Source organism: Vibrio sp. 2CM40D, assembly GCF_023161825.1.
GTDB classification, from domain to species: Bacteria; Pseudomonadota; Gammaproteobacteria; order Enterobacterales; family Vibrionaceae; genus Vibrio; species Vibrio alginolyticus.
The window spans coordinates 388,118-412,372 of the sequence record NZ_JALNTL010000003.1 but is presented as its reverse complement, the minus strand read 5'-3'; the positions used below and the strand labels follow the sequence as shown (position 1 = coordinate 412,372).

21 protein-coding genes are annotated in these 24,255 nt (G+C 44.5%); 12 read left to right on the top strand and 9 right to left on the bottom strand.

Annotated features, from left to right (window positions below; translation table 11 throughout):
• Positions 1 to 92: 92 nt before the first annotated feature.
• A complete protein-coding gene (locus MTF70_RS08490) occupies positions 93 to 566 on the bottom strand; it encodes a DUF1842 domain-containing protein (RefSeq protein WP_005373450.1) in 474 nt (157 codons plus the stop codon).
• Between the two features lie 283 nt (positions 567 to 849).
• Here MTF70_RS08490 and MTF70_RS08485 point away from each other — a divergent pair, with 283 nt between their 5' ends.
• The 3 genes from MTF70_RS08485 (at position 850) to MTF70_RS08475 (ending at position 4,716) form a co-directional block, all read left to right on the top strand.
• Positions 850 to 2,541, top strand: coding sequence for an FAD-dependent oxidoreductase (locus MTF70_RS08485; RefSeq protein WP_005373452.1), 1,692 nt, complete (start codon positions 850 to 852; stop codon positions 2,539 to 2,541).
• Between the two features lie 87 nt (positions 2,542 to 2,628).
• On the top strand, positions 2,629 to 2,955 hold the full coding sequence (locus MTF70_RS08480; RefSeq protein ID WP_005373454.1) for a hypothetical protein: 327 nt from the start codon (positions 2,629 to 2,631) through the stop codon (positions 2,953 to 2,955).
• Positions 2,956 to 3,426: 471 nt separating this feature from the next.
• Positions 3,427 to 4,716, top strand: coding sequence for a linear amide C-N hydrolase (locus tag MTF70_RS08475; protein WP_017635214.1), 1,290 nt, complete (start codon positions 3,427 to 3,429; stop codon positions 4,714 to 4,716).
• Positions 4,717 to 4,862: 146 nt separating this feature from the next.
• On the opposite strand, the gene MTF70_RS08470 is transcribed toward MTF70_RS08475, so the two are convergent.
• The 5 genes from MTF70_RS08470 to MTF70_RS08450 form a co-directional block, all read right to left on the bottom strand.
• On the bottom strand, positions 4,863 to 5,906 hold the full coding sequence (locus tag MTF70_RS08470) for a GMP reductase (protein ID WP_005373458.1): 1,044 nt from the start codon (positions 5,904 to 5,906) through the stop codon (positions 4,863 to 4,865).
• Positions 5,907 to 6,342: 436 nt separating this feature from the next.
• Positions 6,343 to 7,884, bottom strand: a complete 1,542-nt coding sequence (locus MTF70_RS08465; RefSeq protein WP_005387691.1) for a bifunctional ADP-dependent NAD(P)H-hydrate dehydratase/NAD(P)H-hydrate epimerase — start codon at positions 7,882 to 7,884, stop codon at positions 6,343 to 6,345.
• A gap of 86 nt (positions 7,885 to 7,970) precedes the next feature.
• Entirely contained in the window at positions 7,971 to 8,408 is a 438-nt protein-coding gene (locus MTF70_RS08460) for a PAS domain-containing protein (RefSeq protein WP_005373463.1), read from the bottom strand.
• A complete protein-coding gene (locus tag MTF70_RS08455; protein WP_005373466.1) occupies positions 8,408 to 9,412 on the bottom strand; it encodes a response regulator in 1,005 nt (334 codons plus the stop codon). Before MTF70_RS08455 ends, MTF70_RS08460 begins: the two co-directional genes overlap by 1 nt.
• A gap of 367 nt (positions 9,413 to 9,779) precedes the next feature.
• On the bottom strand, positions 9,780 to 10,688 hold the full coding sequence (locus MTF70_RS08450) for an aldo/keto reductase family oxidoreductase (protein ID WP_005387688.1): 909 nt from the start codon (positions 10,686 to 10,688) through the stop codon (positions 9,780 to 9,782).
• Positions 10,689 to 10,783: 95 nt separating this feature from the next.
• On the opposite strand from MTF70_RS08450, the gene MTF70_RS08445 reads away from it, so the two are divergent.
• Positions 10,784 to 11,197, top strand: a complete 414-nt coding sequence (locus MTF70_RS08445) for a helix-turn-helix transcriptional regulator (protein ID WP_005373470.1) — start codon at positions 10,784 to 10,786, stop codon at positions 11,195 to 11,197.
• Here the strand turns inward: MTF70_RS08445 and MTF70_RS08440 are convergent.
• Positions 11,178 to 11,792 carry a hypothetical protein gene (locus tag MTF70_RS08440; protein ID WP_240354697.1) on the bottom strand — a complete coding sequence of 205 codons (615 nt, stop codon included), beginning with the start codon at positions 11,790 to 11,792 and terminating at the stop codon, positions 11,178 to 11,180. The two genes, MTF70_RS08445 and MTF70_RS08440, sit on opposite strands and share 20 nt — an antisense overlap.
• A gap of 472 nt (positions 11,793 to 12,264) precedes the next feature.
• Between MTF70_RS08440 and clcA the strand changes: the two genes are divergently transcribed.
• Both clcA and MTF70_RS08430 read left to right on the top strand, forming a co-directional pair.
• A complete protein-coding gene (clcA, locus tag MTF70_RS08435; protein ID WP_005373473.1) occupies positions 12,265 to 13,668 on the top strand; it encodes a H(+)/Cl(-) exchange transporter ClcA in 1,404 nt (467 codons plus the stop codon).
• Between the two features lie 261 nt (positions 13,669 to 13,929).
• The gene (locus MTF70_RS08430) at positions 13,930 to 14,877 is read left to right on the top strand and encodes a TDT family transporter (RefSeq protein WP_017819907.1); all 948 of its coding nucleotides are present in this window, start codon (positions 13,930 to 13,932) and stop codon (positions 14,875 to 14,877) included.
• 45 nt (positions 14,878 to 14,922) lie between these two features.
• On the opposite strand, the gene folE is transcribed toward MTF70_RS08430, so the two are convergent.
• Positions 14,923 to 15,576, bottom strand: coding sequence for a GTP cyclohydrolase I FolE (gene folE / locus MTF70_RS08425; protein ID WP_005373478.1), 654 nt, complete (start codon positions 15,574 to 15,576; stop codon positions 14,923 to 14,925).
• A 287-nt stretch (positions 15,577 to 15,863) separates the two neighbouring features.
• Here folE and moeA point away from each other — a divergent pair, with 287 nt between their 5' ends.
• From moeA to MTF70_RS08400, 5 genes are all read left to right on the top strand, one after another.
• Positions 15,864 to 17,099, top strand: a complete 1,236-nt coding sequence (gene moeA / locus MTF70_RS08420; RefSeq protein WP_017635208.1) for a molybdopterin molybdotransferase MoeA — start codon at positions 15,864 to 15,866, stop codon at positions 17,097 to 17,099.
• Between the two features lie 9 nt (positions 17,100 to 17,108).
• Positions 17,109 to 17,858 (top strand): molybdopterin-synthase adenylyltransferase MoeB, encoded by a 750-nt coding sequence (gene moeB / locus MTF70_RS08415; protein ID WP_053349250.1) that lies wholly within the window; start codon positions 17,109 to 17,111, stop codon positions 17,856 to 17,858.
• A 175-nt stretch (positions 17,859 to 18,033) separates the two neighbouring features.
• Positions 18,034 to 20,139, top strand: a complete 2,106-nt coding sequence (locus tag MTF70_RS08410) for an LruC domain-containing protein (RefSeq protein WP_205461073.1) — start codon at positions 18,034 to 18,036, stop codon at positions 20,137 to 20,139.
• 12 nt (positions 20,140 to 20,151) lie between these two features.
• Positions 20,152 to 20,646, top strand: coding sequence for a hypothetical protein (locus tag MTF70_RS08405; protein ID WP_205461074.1), 495 nt, complete (start codon positions 20,152 to 20,154; stop codon positions 20,644 to 20,646).
• A 140-nt stretch (positions 20,647 to 20,786) separates the two neighbouring features.
• The gene (locus MTF70_RS08400) at positions 20,787 to 21,617 is read left to right on the top strand and encodes a sulfurtransferase (RefSeq protein ID WP_054701847.1); all 831 of its coding nucleotides are present in this window, start codon (positions 20,787 to 20,789) and stop codon (positions 21,615 to 21,617) included.
• 165 nt (positions 21,618 to 21,782) lie between these two features.
• Here MTF70_RS08400 and MTF70_RS08395 read toward each other — a convergent pair whose 3' ends face one another.
• Positions 21,783 to 22,784 (bottom strand): sugar-binding transcriptional regulator, encoded by a 1,002-nt coding sequence (locus MTF70_RS08395; protein WP_005387670.1) that lies wholly within the window; start codon positions 22,782 to 22,784, stop codon positions 21,783 to 21,785.
• Between the two features lie 466 nt (positions 22,785 to 23,250).
• Between MTF70_RS08395 and tal the strand changes: the two genes are divergently transcribed.
• Positions 23,251 to 24,201: a transaldolase gene (tal, locus tag MTF70_RS08390; RefSeq protein WP_005373488.1), complete on the top strand. Its 951-nt coding sequence runs from the start codon at positions 23,251 to 23,253 to the stop codon at positions 24,199 to 24,201.
• Positions 24,202 to 24,255: the final 54 nt, after the last annotated feature.

The following is a 24,255-nucleotide window of genomic DNA, read 5'->3' as shown; positions in this document are numbered from 1 at the left end:
GTCATCGTGTTTACTCGATTTACCTCGTCAAACACAGATATTCGAAACCATCGAATATCTGTGTTTTGGCACAGTGTCATCGCTGATGAGATTTATGCTGGCGCAAGATCATTTTGCTCCACCTTAAAGTTCTCGATGCTAGGAACATGCTCAGGCAAAAGTAGAGTAACGCGTTGATTTGCTGCTTCAATCCATTTACCTGAACTATTTTTATATCGATAGAATGCCACGCCTGATTTCCAATCATCATTAAGTAGGAGGTTGAGCGTTACGTTATGAAGATCAGCTCCTAAAGGAGCAATGCCTAGATAAGGCTGGTAGCCCTGCAACGTCACCATGATATGACAATCACGCATCGTGCATTGATAGTTGAAACTACCATTGAGATCAGACACCACATTTAACGGTGGGTTAACGGCCTGAAAGATATGTCCTTTACCCACTATTGATTTGTCTTCGCTGGCCACGAGTAGATTAACATCGAAGCTCACTCCTCCAGGTAAGCCGTTACCAATTTGATAATGAGCAGTAAAAATTGCTTGTGATTCTTTTGAGTCCATTTTCATTGTGTTCTCCAACTGAATTTATTGTCGTTAGTGACCCATTCAATGTAGATAACACGTCATTCTGGTTCAGTATCAATTTAGGCTCAGATCTACTTGGCTACATAAATTATCCACGGTCACGCAGATGCCGATCGTTCTTTTCATCAACCAGATATTGTTGCTCTCTCGCTGATGCTTTTGGCGATTTGTACAGAACAACTGATACCAAACTGATATGGTGAATGTATGCATTTGGTTTAATATTTGAACAACTATTCAATACATAAGCCAAATGGAAAAAATAATGGAACATGAATGGATGCAGGGAACTAAAGAAAACCAAGTGGTAGAACAGCACCCTAACCCTCAAATACAACGCCTCGCTGTACTTAGCGCGTACTCAATCTCAGTCAATAATGCCAAACTGTTTATTCAGAAAATGGATAAGTGCGGTTTTCCTAAAGAACGATTACTGACACCTCTTGAAAACACGGTTTCACCGGTTCCCGGTTTGAACCAATATCAAGTCGAGTCACTCATCTTCAATACTCGCTATCAACACCAACCCTTTGTCATTGTCATGTGCGAAAGTACGCAAGAAGTTCAGCAAGCCTATCTAACAGCAACTCAATTCAATCTCCCGATTCGTGTTCGCTCAGGAGGGCATGATCACGCAGGTGAATGCAGTGGTGACAACGTCATTTTGATTGACGTGAGCAGAATTAAGACCTTCCAATTGTGTGACAATATTGCCACCATTGGTGCTGGCTATCGCTTCTATCAACTGACACCAAAACTTGCAGAGCATGATCGAATGATTGCACATGGAACCTGTGCCACAGTTGGGTTGACTGGCTATATTCAAGGCGGAGGATGGGGCCCTTGGACGCGAAAATACGGCATGTGTTGTGAGCACCTAGTGAGTGCAACCGTGGTATTGGGTGATGGTACGATCACAGAAGTCTCAGCAGAGTCCAACCCTCACCTATTTTGGGCACTAAGAGGCGGCGGAGGCATGAGCTATGGCATTGTTACCGAGCTACGCGTAAAAACATTCCCTTTACCCAAAGAGATCCACCGCTTCGAGCTTCAGTGGAACCTCTATCCAAAAATCAACGGTATGCTTCAGCCAATACCAACGCACCCTACCATAGATGTGCTAAAAAATTGGGAGCAGGCTATAAAAAGCCTCGATACGCCTAAACTTCTTGGCACCAACTTGCAAATTGATGCTCTGCCTGAATCATCTAACCACTGTGATATTGAAACCATCAGCCATCACTGCACCATGTATGGCTACTGGGAAGGAACAGAACAAGATCTTCACCAATTTATAGCCGTTCAATTTGGCGCTTGCTTCCCTGATTTAGTTCAAGTCTATGAAGCACATGGCACTGACTTTGACGGGAAGAAATACGATCACTCCCTGATGAGCACATGGGGGCGCGATTCTTTGTGTCAAAACGGTTCTCCTTTCCCTCCCGATTATGACGCCCCAGCACCTCACAAAATCACTTCGCGATTGGTGTCAGAGCGAGGTCTTAAACCAGAAGGCTATACTGCACTTTTGCAAAGCTTAACTTCACCTTTGATAAAGCCAGAAAACCGCGATCAAGGGCTATTTAGTTACGTAACCTTAGGGGCGATCACTGGCGGTTTTTATCATCACTCAGACGACCTTGAAGACATATCTTTCCCCTACCGCCAGTGTCAATATACAGTCCAATACCAAACCTGGTGGAATGAAGAGATAAAGCAAAAACTAGAACTACAAAATAACCCAGTACTTGTTGATGTAAACAGAGCCATGGACTGGATTGATAAAGCCAGAGAAGCTGATATACCGGGAACCTATGGTGCCTTCATCAGCTTTAAAGATCCGGCAATTCCGACAAGCGTTTATTTTGATCGAAGCTACCGCGACTTAATCGGTATAAAAGAAAAATACGCTAAGGATAAGTTTAATCACCTTAGAACTAATAAGACCATCATTTAACATCAATATGCATCTTAAAAAGCATATATTAACAGAACGTCATTTGGCCGTTCTATCACGTATAGAAATTAAAAAAGAGGAAAAATTATGACAACTAAGGGTTCATTTTACGTTAAAAATAACTCCAACGATAAAATCACCGGATATGTGAGATTTAAAGACTCTCCGGAAATGGAGGTTCATTTCGACTTGAATATTGGCGAACAATCTGAATCTGCTAGTTTTGAATCCGGTGCCGCTACCCATGACTCCTGGTATTACAGTTTCAAAAAGGCAGGTAAAACCTATACTGGGGACAAGTCCTGTGCATACTATGCAAAAGATGAAAATAAAGGCCCCGTCGTTGTAGAAATCTTTAATGATAATTTAAAAATATCTCCACCACTTAGCGGTTCTTGTGAGAAAACTTTATAGCTGCTCACCTGATTCATCACTTCGCCCGAGACAGTTGCACAACTTCTCGGGCAGTTTCATTTCTCGGTATTTGGATTGAAGACTCTCCCCATTTTCAATCACAATCTGAAATTGTTAACTTTATGTTCTCACTTTATATCACCACTGCAAGATAATCGAATAAATACAAATCACTTTTAAAATAAACTTTAAATCTAGAGTAACCAAGATTGAAAAAATAAATATATTATTAATTTCTAAGATCAAAGAGTTTTACTTAATACATCACTTTTTATTTTAACTCTATCAACTGATACTAAACTGCTACTGACGTTTTTTGATTGAATGCTTAACTTAATAGCATGCGCTTATCTCAATGGCTAAAACCATTATTAAAGCGCAATTCATCTATATCCACGTAATCTCTAAGCATTTGATTCAGAGGGTTTCTTGGATATTCATCATTCAAGATAAACAACGGAAAGCATGGCTATGTGTACAGATGTTAATATCAATTATGGTTGCAACAACCAAACCTTATCCGCTAGAACCATGGAGTTTGCAGTTAACCTTCAGACCGAGATTTGGTTTAGAGCCCAACAAACTTACCAAATTACGACCTTTACTTCCGACGGAAAAGCCGACCGTGTTTTCAATGGTCAGCCGCCAAAACGTCACAGTAAAGAATGTGAGTTTCGAGCAAATTGGCAGGGAGAGTTGAGCTTCATACACTGCAATGCCATTACCCGGTATAATAACCCTCTTTTAACAGCTGATGGCATTAATGAATCTGGCCTTTCTGTTGGGTCACTGTACTTGCCCATTCTCAATCAAAATGTATCGACCTCTCACATCCCTGATGATGCCTTTGCATTAGGCAGCGGCCTGTTTGGTACTTTTATCTTGTCTACGTTTAATACTGTGGACGAGATGGTGACCTACTTCACCACCCACCCCGTTTACGTGTTTAACTCGACTATTTCAACTGGTGAAACAGAGAGTGACAACATGGCTTTGGACCAGCATTTCGTGATTCACGATGCAAATAATGACAGTGCCGTCATTGAGTTTCTTAACGGTAATATGCATATCTATCGAGCATTCAAAGAAAGCGATATGTTCAGCAAAGAGGAAAATCAGCAAGCACGCTATCAATGTACCGAATACGACTTTGATGATTATAAAGTGGTTGTGGACCACTCCTACGTTGGAGTAATGACTAACTGCCCAAATTACCATTGGCATGTCAATCACCTCTCTTATTTTTCCAATTTGCGCAACTACAACCCAGAACCGAACAATGAAGCAACCATGCAACGTCATGTCCAAGTGCCTGGCCCACTTCAATCAATCAATGGCGCTGGCTTGATGGGTCTACCCGCCGACCCAACACCGCCGTCTCGATTTGTACAAACCTATGCAATTAAGCAGTTAAGCGAACAACCAACTAACTTCGACGAAGCCTTCTCACTCGGACAAAAGCTACTTAATCGCGTTGATATACCTTTGGGCATCATGGCGAATGAGTTTGAGACATCCGATAACCCTGAAGTCTTTTTTAGTGATATTACCCAATGGAGCGTTATTAGACATAACAGTCATCAATCACCCGCGTTCTATCTGCGTACTTACGGAGACATGACTTGGCGAGTCGCTAATGTCAAAGACTATATTGGGTTAAATAGAGACTGTCAGATTTCAAGCGTTTTACAGCTCATGCCAGTTACAACATCATTACCGTTTGAACAAGTCGAATCTCGACCAACTATTAAAATCGCTTAGAGTTAATTTTGAAGCGCAAACAAATGAGAAGCAAAAAGCCAGAGTAAGAAATCAATCTCACTCTGGCTCATAGCTGCATATAGTATAGTTTTATCTGCTATAGATATAACGTATGGTTGCTTTTACACTTGTTACATTCAGTCGATTTACTCTTTACCGAACACGTTGTTCTCTTGTTCTTGAACGCGGATGAATGTAGTACGCTTGGTTAGCTCTTTAAGCTTTGCTGCACCTACGTATGTACATGTTGAGCGAACGCCTCCAAGGATGTCTTGAATAGTGCCGTGAACGCTACCACGGTATGGCAATAATACGGTTTTACCTTCAGCCGCACGGTAGCCAGCGACACCACCTGAGTGCTTATCCATCGCGCTCTTCGACGACATGCCATAGAATTTCATGAACTTCTCGCCGTCTTTCTCGATCACTTCGCCGCCTGACTCTTCGTGACCCGCTAGCATCCCACCTAGCATTACGAAGTCCGCGCCACCACCGAATGCTTTCGCTACGTCACCCGCACAAGAACAACCACCGTCACCGACGATCATGCCACCAAGGCCGTGCGCTGCATCACCACACTCGATGATTGCAGAAAGCTGCGGGTAACCAACACCCGTTTTTACACGAGTTGTACATACAGAGCCTGGGCCGATACCCACTTTAACGATGTCTGCACCAGCTAGGATTAGCTCTTCACACATATCACCAGTAACCACGTTGCCTGCAGAAATGACCTTGTCTGGGAACTCAGCTCGCACGCGTTCAACATACTCGACCAAATGCTCTGAGTAACCATTAGCAATGTCGATACAAATGAAAATAAATTCATCTGAAAGCGCCATGATGTCTTTGGTTTTTTGGAAGTCTGCGTCAGATGTTCCCGTAGACACCATAACGTTATTCATGGTTACTTTATCTGCTGATTTAGCAAACTCAGCCCAATCTTCTACCGTGTAATGTTTGTGAACAGCGGTCATTACACCATGCTCAGCCAGCGCTTTAGCCATTGCAAAGCTACCAACCGAATCCATGTTTGCTGCGATTACTGGCACACCAGACCATTGACGACCACTATGCTTGAATGTAAAATCGCGGGTTAAATTTACTTGAGAACGGCTCTTAAGGGTAGAACGTTTCGGGCGAAACAGTACATCTTTAAAACCTAACTTAAGTTCTTGTTCGATACGCATTGTGTAATTCCTTGATTCATATGTATATGTGTCATTCCAGAGTGCGTAGTGATTTCGTTGGCAGACGAGTTCACTGTTCTTCGGACACAAAAAAACCGGAGCGTTGGCAGACGCTCCGGTTTTCAGCATTATAGGCTGTGATTTATTTCCTACAAGTCTGATATTTGAATTTTTTTTGTGATACCATCTTGAAAATCGCATATCAAAAACGCTCCCCAAGTCACCAAAACCTCTTATTATTTATAACTATCAACAACTTGAGAAAGCACTTGAGTTAACCTATTGCGCAAACCTTTGCGTCATATCTTAAAAATTAAAACGCATTACCTCTCAAACCTGCCTAAAACTCAATCACCTAATACTAAGATGCCCTGCTAATTCGTAAAAAAGTACTCAAAAAAATCGACCAATTTTCTCAGCAATGCATGAAATCTAATTAATTTCGATAGAGCTCTTGGGTGATAGCGGTACGAAGAGTGCTAACGACATCACTTGCCAAAAGACCAATTTGACCATTCTGACTCACGTTTATATCAGCAGCATGACTGTGAAGTACCACACCTAAACGTGCGGCAACAGAAATTGGTAAACCTTTGGCTAGTAATGCACCAATGACTCCAGATAACACATCTCCCATTCCCCCCGTCGCCATTCCGGCGTTACCCGCTAGACAGACGTACATTCTCGTTCCATCGTAAATAAGCGTCCCCGCGCCTTTTAAAACCACTACACCGCCATAACGCTCTTGCAGTTGTCTTGCAGCAGAGTATCGGTCACTTTCTATTTGTTGAATGGTTACATTTAGTAGTCGAGCTGCCTCTCCAGGATGCGGCGTGATCACTCGATGGTTGTCGCAAACCAGAGTGCCATCGCACCGCTGGCTCAGCATCGCTAGAATATTGAGGCCATCAGCATCAACAACTTTAGGTTTCTGCTCTTGAGCCAGATATTGATAGGCTTGATAAGCCCACTCATCATCTCCAAAGCCAGGACCAAACACTAATACGTCAGCCCAGCGAATGCGTTTAGTTAAGTCGTTCTCAGTATCCCTGAGTAAGTCAGCGGTGATGCTCTGGCTCATTACTTCTGGGCAACCAACCTGCAGTGGAATAAGGCTACTCGTGTGAGTAATTGCGGCAGTTAAACCCGCTCCGGCTCTAATCGCAGCGGAGGAACATAAACGAATCGCTCCAGACATCCCTTGATTGCCACCAACACAAAGCAACTTCCCGTTGTCACCTTTATGGACCGTTGGATTTGGCTTGGGCATTAATCTTGAAACAACCTGATGATCAATACCTAATGCACTTTCTACTTCGATAGTATCAAACTTAGTATTGACGCCTAAACCACAAAAGTAGAGCTCGCCAACTCGATCTCTCGCTTGTCCAGTGCATAAGCCTTGCTTAACCCCAATGAAGGTTACAGTATGCTCGGCACGAATAGCATCACCTAAAACTGCACCTGTATTAGCACACAGACCAGAAGGAACGTCGACTGCAATCACAGGGGTATGAATTTGATTAATTTGGTCAATATAGCGACGATACTCCGAACGAACCTCACCGCTTAAACCAGTGCCTAACATGGCATCGATGATCACATCTGCTTCTAGCAATGCGGTATTCCATTCATCCCAATCATTGTTAACACCGTCGATTGACTGCCAGTCTTGGTATGCGCGCAAAGCATCACCTTTTAGCACAGATACATCACCAATTTGGAAAACATGTACATTGAGTTGAGCTTGTTTCGCAAGAGATGCAAATACGTAACCATCGCCACCGTTATTCCCTTTACCGCAAATCACTAAGATATTTTTTGATTTAGGATACAGATGTAAAAAGCGCTCATACACGGCCATACCAGCGCGTTGCATTAAGCTATACATAGAAACACCAGCCATTTGCGCAGCCAGCGTTTCACCGTTTTTTACTTGCTCTGCGGTGTAGAGTTTTAGGGCGAGATTAAAGTCCATATTCACGTTCTACGCATTGGGAAACACAATTATAAGTATACAAAAAAGCCAAGGCGGACCTTGGCTTTTGAGAAAGTTTTTTATCGCTATTGATTCTGAGACATCAGAGCTTCAGCCGTCGCGTCTTGTATAGACAAAAACAACGAGTTGATTTTTCCAGTCGGTGTGCGCATTGGGTTCAACGTAACATTCTGGTACATAAACTCCGCTTGCTGCGTGACTGGTCGAACATTGCGACAGCAAAATAAGTAAGGTCGTTGTCGCCATGTGATGAAGCTGCGGCAGCCTAGGTCATACACTGGTTTTGTTTTTAATTTAAACCACTCCTGTGGGATTTCAGGGAAGATATCAAATATAGAACGACCTATCGCATCATGAGACTGCAAACCACTGTGATGAGTCATAAAACCATTCCAGACCTGTACATTGTAATCTCGATCAATGACCACTAAGCCCATGTCGACGTTTTGTACCATATCCACCATCCAATGGAATTGTTCAAACTCTGCTGGCATATTCAACATTAGAACTCCTCCATTAGATAAGACAGTTTGTTATCAAGCAGCGGCAAGGATTCATCCACAAACATAAACAACAAGTCACAACGAATCGACGTCCCTTCAATGTTGTAGCTCACTTCGAATGTCATCGTGCGGCTGAATGCTCCAGTTGTAGATTCAATGATCGAGTCAATTGAGATATGCTGACCAAGGAGTACTGGTGGACTTTGGAAGAATCGGACTTCAGACTGCTCGCCTAAACCATTTAAGAACGACCCCACTAAAATATTAGAAATATCCATTAGCAGCTCAAGCTCTTCTAGCTCTTCGCTGTCTGCTGGTACTTTCATCAACTTTTTGAGATCAGATACGCTTGAGTCACTCAAGATCACTAGCGCTTCGCCAGCAATACCTTCGCCACAAAATCCCTGACAAACACCCGATACGTTGTCATGCGACGCCAAGTCGCGTAGGGCCATGTGAAGTTCGCTCACTTCAAAGATATTGACGTTCGGCAGAGGTAGTTGCACAAACACATCAAAGTGACGCGCCAACGCATCGGCTGCTCGACCAATTGAAACGTTAGCCACTTCCATGTAAATATCGCGACGACGTAAAATCGGTAACTCAATTGAGACAGGCGTGATAATTTGAGGACGAGGTTCTGGCTCGACCAACTCTTTAAGCGCCTTCTTGAGTTCATCTTTGGCGATCGGTTTTTGAATAAACGCTTTTGCACCCAGTGCGAACACGCGCTCTTTCGCTTTAGGTTGGATATCCCCCGACACCACAACCACCGGAGTTTTATCCCCTAACCGTTGCATGTGCTCTAGTGTTTCAAAGCCATCCATTTCTGGCATGGTCAAATCAAGAAACATCAATTTAAACTCGTTTTTTTCGAGTTCTTCTAGCGCGTTTTTTCCGTGGATAGCAAACGTAATATCGGCATTCAATGTGGCTGGTAGTGATCTCGCCATCTGTTTGCGTGCTAACGCTGAATCATCACAGATGAGTACGGGAAAAGACATTCAATCACCTTTTTATATTCCACAATCTGCGCCGGAGTCTAACAGATTGTTACAGCATGTAATACGAGAAAACTGACGAGTTTTTTATTTCTTTATTATTCAATAAGCATACGCAATATGAATGAATGAGTGAACAAAATGACTAAAAAGCAAGCATCACATTCGCTGTTTAGTGACATAAAACAAACATGGGTAAAACTCCTCCGCCAAAAGTAAGCAAAAAGTTGCAGCTAACATCCAAAGCCCATTTTTGCTCGAATTTCATTCTTTCCATTTCCATAATGGGTAAACAGTAACGCGCTAAAACTAAAAAGGCACCCTGCTAGAGGATGCCTTTAATAATAATTTCATCGATAAGATATCAATTCTATGGCACACCATGGCCTTTAGAAGCCACCCATACGCGATACCATTGCTCTCGAGTAAGTTCGATGTTCAATGCATTAACTGCAGTTTGCACACGCTCGATTTTACCAGAGCCAATGATTGGAATAGGGTTAGATGGCAAACGACGTACCCAGGCATAAATTACTTGATCAATACTCGCTGCGCCCACTTCTTCACGAATTGCTTCTAATTCGTTACGGACACGAACAGCTTGCTCACTGTCACCACTAAAAATTGAACCACCACCGAGGCAAGACCAAGCCATTGGTCGCGTGCGCAACATTTGCATTTGATCAAGCGTTCCATCGTGTGCAACCTCAAAGTTAAGTGGGTTGATTTCCACTTGGTTAGTAACCAACGGCTTACCTAAGCGAGATTGCAGCAGTTCAAACTGGCGTGGAGTGAAGTTAGACACGCCAAAGTGCTTCACTTTGCCGACTTTATGAAGCTCAGAAAATGCTTCTGCAACCTCGTCTGCATCCATTAACACGTCAGGACGATGAATTAAAAGTACGTCGATTTCATCCACATTCAAACGTTCTAGCGAGTTATTCACCGATTGGTAGATATGTGCTGAGCTCGTGTCGTAGTGATTGATCTTACGCTCTGGCGTTTTATCGCCACACAAATTGATGTCGCATTTCGTCACGATCTGAATTTGCTCACGAACACTCTTGTCTAAAGCTAGCGCTTCACCAAACAACGCCTCACACTCGTAATTACCGTAGATGTCGGCGTGATCGACTGTCGTAATGCCTAACTCAATGTGTTGCTTGAGGAATGACAAACGCTCTTGAGCCGTCATTCCCCACTCAACTGCACGCCAATATCCTTGAACCAGCTCTGAGAACTCTGGGCCTTTTGGTGCAGTTACTACTTTTGCAACCATGGGTTTTCTCCTTCAATTGATCTGCATTCATCGTAGTCTTGTTTTCGTACCGGCTCAACGGGTAAACTTTCGCAATTCGAACTGGAGTACGAAATATGTCTTTTGCCCAACGCCTAGCCACCCTGATCGGAGAAGAAAGCATCAGCGGGTTCGCTCGACGCGTCGATGTGTCTGAAGCTTTAATACGCAAATACCTTAAAGGCAGTGAACCTAGCCTAACTAAAGCAAATCAAATTGCAATGCGCGCCAATTGCTCTCTCGAATGGTTAGCAACGGGATGTGGTTATTTATATCGCCGTGCTGAAGTCGTGGATATGGATGCGTACAAACTTGCCTTTCAACACGTTATGAATCAGCCGTTGTCAGACGATGCAGAAGAGATACACCGCAAGCTAATCGCAGGCTATCAATACCTGCGCGCTCACAAAAAATCGGATGGTTTTTTGGATGAGTCTGCAATGGCGACCTTCCTATCTCTCCATAAAGAATCTAAAAACGAGTCACTTTGACCTCGATAATTTCGCCATCACTGCGCAATTGCACATTTAAGGACGGTGATGGCGTCAGAAACTCGTCCGGTTTTACCCAAAGCAAACTTCGAATCGCTTCTTGTGGATAGCGGTTCATCAACAAAATAACTTCTTTATCGACAAGCTCGGAAGATTTCTTTTCCAGAGCTTCAACGACATCATAGTGTTCTTGTCCGATAGTAACTCTGCGTAAAACTAACCCATCCTTTCTTAAGTTGAGAAGTAAGTCATTCAGACGCTGCCACTCGTATTCAGTAAGAAACGAGAACTGAGCACTTTCTCTTCTCAAAATCACTTCACCATACAAGTGCTGCTGGTAGTACGAAAAATCATCCAAACAAAATGCGCTGATAAACGTTGAGTTGTCTCGCAGCTGCACTTCGCAACCATACCAGCTTCCACTTTTTTCTATACGTTCTTTTAGATTGGAATATGGCATTGCTGACAACGTGTCTTGCCACCAGCTCGGCGTTGAAAGTGCCGGAAACGTTACCGAACAACAACATAAAGAAAGTAAGAGTCGAAGATAAAAGCGCATGCACTGCTCTAGTTGGTTGACATCGAACCAAGACATTACTGACTGCAAGAAAATGTTCAAGAGAAAAATAGTGGCAGGTGGCGATGAAAGTTATGGTGATGAAAGTTATAACGCAGAAATTAAGAAGGCGCACATGTGCGTGCGCCTCTACCTCGTTACTCAATCGTGAGTGTGCGAATCGGCGATGTCTATTGATGCATCCCGAACATAAAACGAGGACTTACCGTAGGGTTTGAATCCATCCAAATTGTGTGTAAAACCTCACATCCCTCCTTCTGAAGCAGTCATGTTGCTTTACATTTAAAGCATGGTTCATTTTTCTCAAAAAACAAGTTTTTTATCCTAAATTATGAGAGCAATAGCACAATCTGAGTGAATGAATAATATCGCGACACTTCAAACACTCAATAGTGAAAAGCTAAATTGCATCTTTATTGATTAGGTCTAGACTCTGCGAAGCGTATACTTTCTTTCGTCCCTTCCCCCCCAGCAACAGGAGAGCTTGTTAATGACCAAACGCGAGAGAATTGTGAAATCTGTGTTGGCGCACGTACCGAAAGATGCGATTAACCAGTTTGTCTCTCGAGGGTCAACACCATTTTCTGTTCTCATTATGGCCGCCATTGTGGGTACGTTGGCTGGTTTTGTCGGTACGTATTTCGAGCTTGCCGTTCATTTCGTTTCTGAAACACGAACAGAATGGTTAAGAAGCGAAATTGGTAATGTTCTACCGTTGTGGCTGGCAGCGGTTCTCATTAGCGCACTTTTAGCTTTTATTGGCTATTTTCTTGTGCACCGCTTTGCGCCAGAAGCGGCAGGTTCTGGTATTCCTGAAATCGAAGGGGCAATGGATAATATTCGTCCAGTGCGCTGGTGGCGAGTTCTACCAGTAAAATTCTTCGGCGGCATGGGCGCACTTGGCTCAGGTATGGTGCTGGGTCGTGAAGGCCCAACCGTTCAAATGGGGGGCGCTGTTGGTCGAATGGTGACCGATATATTCCGCGTAAAGGATGACGATACCCGCCACTCCCTGCTCGCTTCTGGTGCTGCTGGCGGTTTGGCTGCGGCTTTTAATGCCCCACTCGCAGGCATTATGTTCGTTGTGGAGGAAATGCGACCTCAGTTTCGCTACTCTTTGATCTCAATTCGCGCAGTGATCATTTCTGCCATTATGGCGAACATAGTGTTTCGCGCCATCAACGGGCAAGACGCCGTTATCACTATGCCGCAATACCAGTCGCCAGAGCTTCAAACCCTATGGCTGTTTTTATTGCTTGGCGCATTGTTTGGCGTGTTTGGCGTGATCTTCAATAAACTGATTACCGTGGCACAAGACAGTTTTGTCGCAATTCACAAAAACGATCGTAAGCGCTACTTGATTGTGGGTTCGCTACTGGGAGGCGTGTTTGGTTTGCTTCTTTTGTACGTACCCCAACTAACTGGTGGTGGTATCGGCCTTATTCCTGACATTACTAACGGTAACTACTCGGTATCTATTTTAGTTTTGCTTTTCTTTGGTCGTGTAATTACAACCCTGCTCTGTTTTGGTTCTGGTGCGCCGGGAGGCATCTTTGCACCTATGCTTGCTCTGGGAACCTTATTTGGTTATGCGTTCGGAGCAAGTGCTGATGTCTTGCTCCCTGCGCTTGATATCGAGCCTGGTGTATTTGCGATTGCGGGCATGGGTGCCCTGTTTGCAGCAACGGTACGTGCACCGATTACAGGTATTCTGTTAGTGATTGAAATGACGAATAACTACTACTTAATCCTGCCATTGATCATTACTTGTTTGGGCGCTGTGATTATTGCTCAATTGTTGGGTGGACAACCTATTTACAGCCAGCTGCTGCATCGCACAATCAAAAACGAAAAGTTACGCCAACAGGATCTACCGGAGAATCAATCAACATAACATTCTCTTTGTTATCACTTCGCTCCAGACTATCGAAGGGTTTGGAGCGATAAACTCTGCATTTTTACATCTTTTCCCAAATATTCGATACCAAACTCACAAAATTATCATTCTCTGATATTTGCTCACCACCTTTCATGAGAAACCCCTCTCCATACTTGTTAGTATTTGCTACTTAAATAGAGCATTTCATCCAAATCGTCATGTTTCGTTTCATTCAGGCAAAAATCAAATGGAGTAGATTTGAACTGGAGAAGACTTGTGCAGTTTTATAGTGTCCCGCCGTCTCAAGCCGCGTTGGCACTAGGTATGATAGGTTTAGGGCAAGCTTGGGCACTCTATGTTCCTGAGATTGGTGAACCGATACGCCCATTTTTGGCGTCACTCGGCGCACTTTTACTCGCCCCTGTACTCATAAAATATGCCGCTAATCCACGATTATTCATGGTCGACATTCGTCACCCGCTGAGTGGTAGTTTAATGGCACCAATGAGTATGGCGTTACTGATCCTTGCAGATTATCTTGCCGCTGTAGCGCCTATCATCGCTTATCCACTTTGGTTTATGGCGCTTTTGCTGCATTTTACTATGATGGTGCTGTTTTTTAGCTTTCAGCTAATGAACTTCAAAATGTCCAATATCGTACCGAGTTGGTTTCTTTATCCGGTGGGGCTAATCAGTAGTTCACTAGCCGGTTCTCAACTAGGTCACAACTTATTCTCCGAAACGTTAGCGATGATGTGCATCGGCATTTATTTCTTCATGCTGCCACTCGTGTTGTATCGTTTGGTGTTTTTCGGCTCTCTACCAAGGCGAGCAAGACCGACCCTCGCGATTATGGCCGCGCCGGTAAACTTGTCATTAGCAGCATACTTGGTGAACTTTCCCTTACCTGATCCGATACTGACAGGCGCATTGGCCGGGATCGCCATCACTATGACTTTATTGATCTACTTATGTTACTTCCGCTTACTTCGCTTGAAGTTTCAACCTTCTATCGCGGCAGTAACCTTTCCTTCCGTGATCAGCGCTATCGCAATGCATCGCTTAACCTCTTTTTTTGCCGAATCGCACCCTCACTGGCACTGGCTACACGACTTTGGTTTTCTAGAGCTCAGTATCGCGACTGTATTGGTTGTTTGGGTATCGGCAGGTTACGTCAAAATGTATTGGCCAGAAATCATGAAGTCATTTTCTAAACAAGTATAAAAAAAGGATGGCGTTTGCCATCCTCTTAGAAACTTGCTTAGTTACCTAGCGTAAACCGTGCAGAAATTCGGCACGCGTTGCTGGGTTGCTCTTGAAGATGCCACCCAATGCAGTTGTTGTCGTTTCGCTAGTTGCATCCATCACACCGCGAGATTTCACGCAGTAGTGTGTTGCGTCAATCGTCACTGCCACATCATCGGACTCAAGCAGCGTTTGAAGTGCAACAAGAATCTGCTGAGTCATACGCTCTTGTACTTGTGGACGCTGAGCAAAGAAGCGAACGATACGGTTGATCTTTGACAGGCCAATGATCTTTCCACGTGGAATGTAAGCCACAGCGGCCTTGCCATCAATGGTCACAAGGTGGTGTTCACAAGTACTGGTTACGGTGATGTCCTTCACGCGAACCATCTCGCTCACGTTCATCTTGTTCTCAATCACTGTGATTTTAGGAAAGTTGGAGTAATCCAGACCAGAGAAGATTTCGTCAACGTACATCTTAGCAATGCGGTGAGGGGTTTCTTCTAGGCTATCGTCGGTAAGGTCAAGTTGAAGTAGACCTAAGATCTCACGCATGTGGTGTTCGATCTTCTCTTTCTTCTCTTCACGACTTACGTTGTTTGGACGCATTGGCGTTTCCAAACCGCGTTGCTCTAGCGCTTCTTTTACTAACTTCGCTGACTCGCTCAGACCTGACATTCCACTTCCTCTTTTGTTTTACTTCAGCCTTCGTACAAACCCAATCAAAATTGCATTCATACTTTTCGCTTTGAGTTGCTCAGTTCGTGTCTTTACACCAAGTCACATCAGATGAAGGTACTGAGCTGATTTTCTTGAGCTCCGCAGGTTTTTTACCCCTTTTGGATGGCTGACAAGGATACTCGGATTTTTGAATAATTACACCCATATTTTATAGGTGGACATTCTTACTCAGTCCCCTTTTATGGTAAAGTTGCCACAAAACAAAAGAACACAGGATTTTCTCAATGGGCTGCTGCGACGCACCTGGCTTGATGCCAATTGAAGAAGCGATGGACAAAATGTTATCGCGAATCAAACCTATCCAAACAACGCTTTCTCTTCCACTTGCTGAAGCACTCGGTTTTGTACTGGCAGAAGACATCCTGTCTCCTATTCACGTACCGCCATTCGATAACTCAGCAATGGATGGCTACGCTATTCGCATTCAAGATCTTGAGTCATCTTCTGTATTGCCTCTGGCAGGTAAATCATTTGCAGGACAACCTTTTGAAGGTGAATGGCCTCAAGGTACCTGTGTTCGCATCATGACTGGCGCAAAAATCCCACAGGGTTGTGATGCCGTTATCATGCAAGAAAACACTGAAGTAACAGATGCTGGCATTCAGTTCAACCAAACCGACGTGAAGCCACAAAACAACATCCGCCCAACAGGTGACGACATCAAACAAGGCGACATCGTACTGGCAAAAGGTGCACGTTTGACACCTCGCGATATTCCGATGATTGCGTCGCTTGGTGTTAGCCATGTGACAGTAGTACGTAAGCCAAAAGTTGCTTTCTTCTCTACTGGTGATGAACTTAAACCACTGGGCGAACCGCTAGACGAAGGTCAGATCTACGACAGCAACCGTTACGGTATTAAACCACTTATCGAGAACTTCGGTTGTGAAGCCGTTGATCTTGGTATCATTCCAGATTGCCCAGAGACTCTGAAAGCAACCTTTGAACAAGCGCAAACATTGGCAGATGTGGTTGTGACCTCAGGCGGTGTTAGTGTGGGCGAAGCGGATTACACCAAAGACATTCTTGAAGAGCTTGGTGAAATCGGTTTCTGGAAGTTAGCAATCAAGCCGGGTAAACCTTTCGCATTTGGTAAGCTAAGTACAGCTTGGTTCTGTGGGCTGCCGGGTAACCCTGTTTCTGCAGTTCTTACTATGTACGTGCTTGTTCAACCAATGCTGGCAAAACTTGCAGGCCATACAGAATGGAAAGCACCCGAATCTATTCCAGCAACAACCAAAACCGCCTTTAAGAAAGCGCCAGGTCGTACCGATTACCAACGTGGTATCTATACATTGGAAGATGGCAAGTTTGTCGTTGAAACAACCGGTAACCAAAGCTCTGGTGCATTCCGCTCAATGAGCCTAGCGAACTGTTTTGTTGTATTGGAACGTGAACGCGGCCGAGTTGAAGTGGGCGAAACGGTTCAGATTCAACTATTCAACTCAACCCTTTACTAGGAAGACGTTGTGGATATTCTTTCCGATCAGGAAATGTTGCGTTACAACCGCCAAATCATTCTTCGTCAGTTTGACTTTGAAGGACAAGAAGCACTCAAACAAGCATCGGTATTGATGCTTGGTGCTGGCGGTTTAGGCTGCGCATCAAGCCAATATTTGGCGACTGCTGGTGTCGGTAAAATCACGCTGATTGATGATGATATCGTCGAGTTGTCTAACCTTCAGCGCCAAGTGCTGCACCACGATGCGGATATTGGTCGTAAGAAGGTAGACTCGGCGGCCAATGCACTACGTGAACTTAATCCGCACATTGTCGTAGATACCATCGCAAAACGTCTTGATGATACCGCGTTAGAGAGCCTGATTAAGCAACACACTATTGTTGTCGATGCATCAGATAACGTCGATACGCGCAATCAACTTAACCGCCTATGTTTTGCGACTAAAACACCGCTAATTTCAGGCGCGGCTATTCGTATGGAAGGCCAAGTGAGTGTGTTTACTTACGACGACCCAACTCAACCATGTTACCAGTGCTTAAGTGCCCTCTTCGGCAGCGGTGCGTTAAGTTGTGTCGAAGCCGGAGTCATGGCTCCTGTTGTGGGTATTGTTGGCGCAGTACAAGCGATGGAGACGATCAAAGTGATTGCTGATTACGGCCAACCAAAGAAAGGCAAAATTCTGATTTTGGATGCGCTCAGCATGTCTTGGCGAGAAATGAATCTGATGAAAATGCCCACATGCCCGGTTTGTAGTTAGCTCTATACCTCTAATCATTCCCAAAAAGCCCAACTCGATGTTGGGCTTTTTCTCATTTTGACAATCAGATTTACAACCCTTCTTCTTACAAATCTTAGCTCTATAAAATTCAACAACTTAAAAGTTGGCACATTCCTTTCATTGCATATATCACGAACCAATGAGAGGGCGAATTATGAAAAGGACATCACTACTACTTGGGTCTCTAGTAGCGAGCGCTTACGCACAAGCGGCGGCATTTGATACGTGCCCAAGCCAAGCATACCTGTTCCAATCAACCCCGGTTCAAATCTATGGCGTCAATTTGGTTACAGGCTCTACGACTCTTTTAGAGGACGACACAGGTTTGGCTTCGGGCATCAACGGTGTAGGCTTTAACTTCACTGACCGTTATATCTACGGCTACGACACCACAAACAAAAAGATTGTTCGTCTTGGTCAAGACTTCCAAGCAGAGACACTTGATGTTTCGGGTCTTCCTACCGACCACACGTTTTACGTAGGTGACGTTTACAACCACGTCTACTACTTGTACCGCAAAGGCAAAGGACTTTTCTCCATTGACCTTTCTCCGCTCGATTCTGATCCAAATGCGACATTGAGCATCGTGAAAATCAGCTCAACAGCGACTGTGAACCTAACCGACTTTGCATTTCATCCAGGTGATGGCTCCCTTTACGGCATCGACAACAACTCTGGTGTGCTATATCAGTTCAACCCATCAAATGGTAGCGCAACTGCGATAGGTGACACAGGTGAGAAAGGCACATTTGGTGCTGGCTACTTCGATGTAAACGGCAACTACTACGTGTCACGTAACCAAGATGGCAAAATCTATCGCGTTGACCTTTCGGAAGGTAACGCAGCCAATATCGCAGCAGGTATCGTTCCTGCGGTTGAGTTTGTATCCAACGGTCCAAGCTCAAGCCAAAATGATGGCGCACGTTGTGCAAATGCTCCGGTGATTAACGAAGACGAGCCAATTGATTTCGGTGATGCTCCAGACAGCTACCACACAACACTTGCGTCAAACGGTCCTCGCCACGAAGTCGACGGTGTAACTTGGCTTGGTTCAGTCGCTCCTGATGGTGATGCCGACGGTCAAGCAAACGACAACTCTGTGGGCACAGCCGATGAAGATGGTGTTGGTTTTGTATCCGCACTTGACCCAGGCTTAAGCTCAATTGTGAATGTGACTGCTTCTACTTCTGGTTACCTATCAGCATGGTTTGACTGGAACCGCGATGGTGACTTTAATGATGAAGGCGAACAAGTCTTTACCGACCAATTACTGTCTGCGGGTAATAATCCCCTACCGTTTGTAGTTTCAACCGCTGCAACGGAAGGGTCTAGCTGGAGCCGATTCCGCTTTAGCCAACAAACCGGATTAAACTACGATGGTGGTTCGACATCTGGTGAGGTGGAAGATTACCCAATTACCATCACTGGTAATGGTTACTCAGTGGAATATTTCCCGAGTGCAGAAGATTACGCCACCGTCGCTTACGAAGATAACTGGCCATACACCGCAGACTACGATATGAACGATGTGGTCGTGAAATTCCGCATCACTGAAACCAGTCTTGCTGGTCATGTTGAGAATATTCAAATTACTGGTGACCTAGCGGCTTACGGCGCAAGTTACAAAAATGGCTTCGCAATCCGACTACCGGGTGTTTTAAGAAGCTCGATTGAAAACGGACTAACAACGCTCTCCTTCAATGGTGTAGAACAAGCATCTAATGGCTTGGAAAGTATTTCTGATGAAGCCATTTTCATCATCAGTGAAGACTTAAGCACACACGCGGCGAGCAGCTGTAGCTACTTCCGTACCGAGTCTGGCTGTGATGATAACGTTTCACTCACCTTTACCTTGAATGTGTACTTCACTGAAGGATCTGACCGTTCAGCCATTCAAGCCATGCCATACGACCCGTTCATCTTTGCAACACCGGGCACTTACCATGGCGATGGGATTACCTTCCAACCAGGCCGTAAATGGGAAGTTCACTTAGCAGACCAAGCACCAACAGAACAGTTTGATGACCAAAACCTCTTCGGTGTCGGCGTCGATGCAAGTGACCCTGCGCAAGGTGTGTACTTCAAAACAGCAAACAACTTACCTTGGGCACTGTTGATAGTAGAAGATTGGGATTGGCCGCTAGAGCGTGTAGACATGGTCGATGCATACCCTCAATTCCAAACTTGGGCTGAGTCTGGTGGCGAACGAAGCACAGATTGGCACACCGCTCCAACACCTAACAAATGCTACATTCCATAGGGAGATAACATTATGAAAGCACTTATCACAATCATCATGGGATTAGCACTAACGGCTTGTGGCGGTGGCGGCGGAGGTGGTAACAGTACACCACCTTCACCAACCCAAACCACCGTTGCAGAGGAAGACACAACCCAACAGGAAGAAACAACCGTAGAAGAGACTACCGTAACTGTAGAAAATGCAACCATGCAGGACCTAGTAGTACCGGATGGCTTTAGCTACAACCCAGTGACGGAGGGTACGCTCAATGTAGACATCAGTGGTTTCTCTTCACAACGTGCACACCTAAGCGTGTACAAAGAGTTTGTCGAGAACAGTTCAGGTAACTACGATGCAAAATATCCAAGCAAAGTCGCATCGGTTCCACTCAACAACGGTACAGCAAACGTCGACTTTAATGTTTCTGATAGCCAAGGTAGCCTACTTGTTGAAATTTGGTTCTATGACGGCAGTGACCCAGTTCAGAAAGTGATTACTTCTGGAGACAACACTTGGACCATGTAACTAGATAGATTGAAGGCATAGCGAAAGCGACCTTTCATCATAAATCTTCAATCTCAAGCTTAAAAATCGCATCGTTCTTTTGAACATGCGATTTTTTTGTTGTAAAACAGTAAGATTATCCACCTAGCAAACTAAAGACAATGCAAGCACTGATTAGTACTGATGAACTCAATAGCCTTCTCGGCCAACCTAACGTCAAGCTCCTCGACGCTAGTATTGCGTTTCAAATCCCTTCTGAAGGCAAAAAGATTCAAGATAAGTGGATTCCAAATACTTTACGCTTTGATTACGACAATGACTTTTGCTTACCCGGTTCTTCTCTGCCGCATATGATGCCAACAGAAGAAGGCTTCAACCAAAATGCGAAACAACTCGGTTTGAACAACGAAGATTTGATTGTGGTTTACGACAACTCTGGCACTTTAGCCGCGCCAAGAGCTTGGTGGATGTTCAAAGCTATGGGACATGATAATGTTCGAGTCTTAAACGGCGGTCTTCCTGCTTGGATTGAAGCCGGATTTCCTGTCGAAAGTGCCCTATCGCAACCAAGCGAAGAAGGCAACTTTGCGGGCAAGCTCAACCAAAATGCCTTTTTGAGTGCACAAGATGTTCTTGCTCATTCAACCAATAAAAGTGCCAATATCATCGATGCCAGAGCCAAAGCTCGCTTCCTTGGTGAAGTGCCTGAGCCACGAGAAGGTCTACGTAGTGGGCACATTCCAAATTCGGTTTGCTTACCGTTTCAAGAACTCTTGACCAACGGTCACATTAAACCAAATTCAGAGTTGCAACAGATATTTAGCGCACTAACGATAGATAGTGACAATTCGATTATTTTTAGTTGCGGTTCCGGTGTAACCGCATGCATTTTATTACTCGCGGCGTATCAAATTGGTCTGGACAACCTGTCGGTGTACGACGGTTCTTGGACCGAATGGGGTGCAGACCACTCTCTACCTATCGAGTGTTAAGACAAGTGTCTGTTTAACAAAGTATCTTACGTTTATCTAAAGATGATGTGTTCCAATAAACTAAACGCAGCTTCTAAACCAAACTTGTCATTTCGAAATAGAAACTGGCTATGAGTGATTTGTCCCTCCTCATAGCCTGACTACATCAAAAGCCGACTATTTCCGTTAGCGTTCAGATGTCGCGTTACCGTGCATTTGCTCATCTAAGTTGAGCACGGTTAATGCGTTGCTAACGCTCGTGGCGATCACGTCTATCGCTCCAGTTCTTAATGCTCCGAGTAGAGCGAGTGGCTTGCTGTTCTCAGCTGCGATCGCAATAACTTCCGAGATCGGCCGAAACTCTTCAATACCAAGTCCAATTACTCGGTCACTCATTACCGTGTTCGCTACATTACCGTGAATATCAAAGAAGTCATAACCTGCAAAATCCCCTACCACACCTTGTTGAAGTCTCGACTGAACCACTTCATCAGGCGTAAACCAACCTAAGTCGACCATGTAACTGTTTTCGCTCATGTCACCAATACCAACCAAAGCAACATCGGCTTTACGTGCTAGGTCGAGCGTTTGTTTCACGGTTGCATTTTGCATGAAGGCCAACTTCTGTTCTCTATTTTCTGCGTATGCCGGCGCATAAAGGGTTTCAGAGGTCCCCCCATATTTCTTCGCCAACTGACGACAAATATGGTCGGCGTTATACATACCGCCACGCGGGTGAATACCACCAATACCACACACAAATTTACAGTCACGCGGCGTAATAACACCAATATGGTGAGCGACAGACGACACGTTGCGCCCTTGTCCGACCGTCACCACCATGCCGTTTTTGAGCGTGCTAGTGAGATAATTGGACACCAATCCCGATACCTGTAGTCGTTGCGCTTCTTCATTCGGTTGATCAAGAGCAACAAGCGCGCGCTTAACGCCGAATCGCTCGATCAAACGTTGTTCAATCTTGGCGCTGAACACCGGATGGTATTTAACGGTAATTTCAACAATGCCTTCATCACGCGCCTGCTTGAGCATTCGCCCGACCTTTGCGCGTGATATGGCAAATTTTCTCGATATCTCTTCCTGAGTCGCACCGTCTTGATAATACGCGACGGAAATCTCTGTCAACAAATCCGTGTTTTCAATGGAAATATCTTGATTAGAACTGCTCATGGTTTCTCTCGCCCTTTAAGAGGATCGATATTGTATGCAATAAGTGAACATATGCTCATTGACTTAGCATATGTTCTTTATCAATTTAAACGCTACATTTGCTCATCGCAATAACATTTTCTCACTACAATTTTTTACCCTCTTGGACAACGCTCAAGCTTTGAACAATAAGGGCAAACGTTTATTTGGGTTAACCACTAAACACACAGTAAAAAAACGTTGATGAAGTTCACTATAAGTCCATTTCAGCGATTGACTTTCAGCATAGATAGGATAAATATGGACACATCATTTACTCAGCTATCGATCAAATGTTCATAGCATTTGTTCGGTAACGAAATTTTCCGTAGTTGGCTGAGCAGATGTCTCATTAAATGCGATGAGACGGTTAGCTAACTCGCTTGCAAATGCACAAGCTGTGATAACAAAAATCACGCTTAAGCCCATTTAAATAGGATGATCGATTATGAGCAACAAGTTAGAGCAACTTCGTAAACTAACGACTGTAGTAGCAGACACTGGCGAGATTGATGCAATTAAAAAGTATCAGCCAGAAGACGCAACAACTAACCCTTCTCTTATCCTTAAAGCCGCTCAAATCGCAGAGTACGCACCTCTAATCGATGCTTCAATCGAATACGCTAAAGCACAGAGCAACGACAAAGCTCAACAAGTTCAAGATACTTGTGACATGCTTGCAGTAAACATCGGTAAAGAAATCCTAAAAACTATCCCAGGTCGTATCTCTACAGAAGTAGACGCTCGTCTATCTTACGATATGGAAGGCAGCGTAGCGAAAGCTCGTCAACTAGTGAAAATGTACAACGATGCTGGCATCACTAACGACCGTATCCTTATCAAACTGGCTTCAACTTGGGAAGGCATTCGCGCAGCTGAGATCCTAGAAAAAGAAGGCATCAACTGTAACCTAACGCTTCTATTCTCGTTCGCTCAAGCACGTGCTTGTGCAGAAGCGGGTGTATTCCTAATCTCGCCATTCGTTGGTCGTATCATGGACTGGTACAAAGCGAAAGAAGGCCGTGACTTCGAAGCTCAAGAAGATCCAGGCGTACTATCTGTAACTAAGATCTACAACTACTACAAAGAATACGGCTACAAAACTGTAGTTATGGGCGCAAGCTTCCGTAATATCGGTGAGATCTTAGAACTAGCTGGTTGTGACCGTCTAACTATCGCTCCTGCTCTACTTGCAGAACTAGAAGCAGCTGAAGGTGAAGTAGTTGAGAAACTAGTTGATTCTAAAGGCGCAGCTGAGCGTCCAGCACCAATGACTCACGCTGAATTCCTATGGGAACATAACCAAGACCCAATGGCTGTTGAGAAGCTGGCTGAAGGTATCCGCAACTTCGCCGTTGACCAAGGCAAACTAGAAGCGATGATCGAAGCTAAGCTTTAATTGCTTACCAAAAGCGAGTAGCCCGTCTACTCGCTTTTACCATCAGCACTATTT

Excerpts from the sequence above, each read along its gene's own strand:
- MTF70_RS08490 (WP_005373450.1), bottom strand. The coding sequence starts at position 566 with ATGAAAATGGACTCAAAAGAATCACAAGCAATTTTTACTGCTCATTAT.
- MTF70_RS08485 (WP_005373452.1), top strand. The coding sequence starts at position 850 with ATGGAACATGAATGGATGCAGGGAACTAAAGAAAACCAAGTGGTAGAA.
- MTF70_RS08480 (WP_005373454.1), top strand. The coding sequence starts at position 2,629 with ATGACAACTAAGGGTTCATTTTACGTTAAAAATAACTCCAACGATAAA.
- MTF70_RS08475 (WP_017635214.1), top strand. The coding sequence starts at position 3,427 with ATGTGTACAGATGTTAATATCAATTATGGTTGCAACAACCAAACCTTA.
- MTF70_RS08470 (WP_005373458.1), bottom strand. The coding sequence starts at position 5,906 with ATGCGTATCGAACAAGAACTTAAGTTAGGTTTTAAAGATGTACTGTTT.
- MTF70_RS08465 (WP_005387691.1), bottom strand. The coding sequence starts at position 7,884 with ATGGACTTTAATCTCGCCCTAAAACTCTACACCGCAGAGCAAGTAAAA.
- MTF70_RS08460 (WP_005373463.1), bottom strand. The coding sequence starts at position 8,408 with ATGTTGAATATGCCAGCAGAGTTTGAACAATTCCATTGGATGGTGGAT.
- MTF70_RS08455 (WP_005373466.1), bottom strand. The coding sequence starts at position 9,412 with ATGTCTTTTCCCGTACTCATCTGTGATGATTCAGCGTTAGCACGCAAA.
- MTF70_RS08450 (WP_005387688.1), bottom strand. The coding sequence starts at position 10,688 with ATGGTTGCAAAAGTAGTAACTGCACCAAAAGGCCCAGAGTTCTCAGAG.
- MTF70_RS08445 (WP_005373470.1), top strand. The coding sequence starts at position 10,784 with ATGTCTTTTGCCCAACGCCTAGCCACCCTGATCGGAGAAGAAAGCATC.
- MTF70_RS08440 (WP_240354697.1), bottom strand. The coding sequence starts at position 11,792 with ATGTCTTGGTTCGATGTCAACCAACTAGAGCAGTGCATGCGCTTTTAT.
- clcA (WP_005373473.1), top strand. The coding sequence starts at position 12,265 with ATGACCAAACGCGAGAGAATTGTGAAATCTGTGTTGGCGCACGTACCG.
- folE (WP_005373478.1), bottom strand. The coding sequence starts at position 15,576 with ATGTCAGGTCTGAGCGAGTCAGCGAAGTTAGTAAAAGAAGCGCTAGAG.
- moeA (WP_017635208.1), top strand. The coding sequence starts at position 15,864 with ATGGGCTGCTGCGACGCACCTGGCTTGATGCCAATTGAAGAAGCGATG.
- MTF70_RS08410 (WP_205461073.1), top strand. The coding sequence starts at position 18,034 with ATGAAAAGGACATCACTACTACTTGGGTCTCTAGTAGCGAGCGCTTAC.
- MTF70_RS08405 (WP_205461074.1), top strand. The coding sequence starts at position 20,152 with ATGAAAGCACTTATCACAATCATCATGGGATTAGCACTAACGGCTTGT.
- MTF70_RS08400 (WP_054701847.1), top strand. The coding sequence starts at position 20,787 with ATGCAAGCACTGATTAGTACTGATGAACTCAATAGCCTTCTCGGCCAA.
- MTF70_RS08395 (WP_005387670.1), bottom strand. The coding sequence starts at position 22,784 with ATGAGCAGTTCTAATCAAGATATTTCCATTGAAAACACGGATTTGTTG.
- tal (WP_005373488.1), top strand. The coding sequence starts at position 23,251 with ATGAGCAACAAGTTAGAGCAACTTCGTAAACTAACGACTGTAGTAGCA.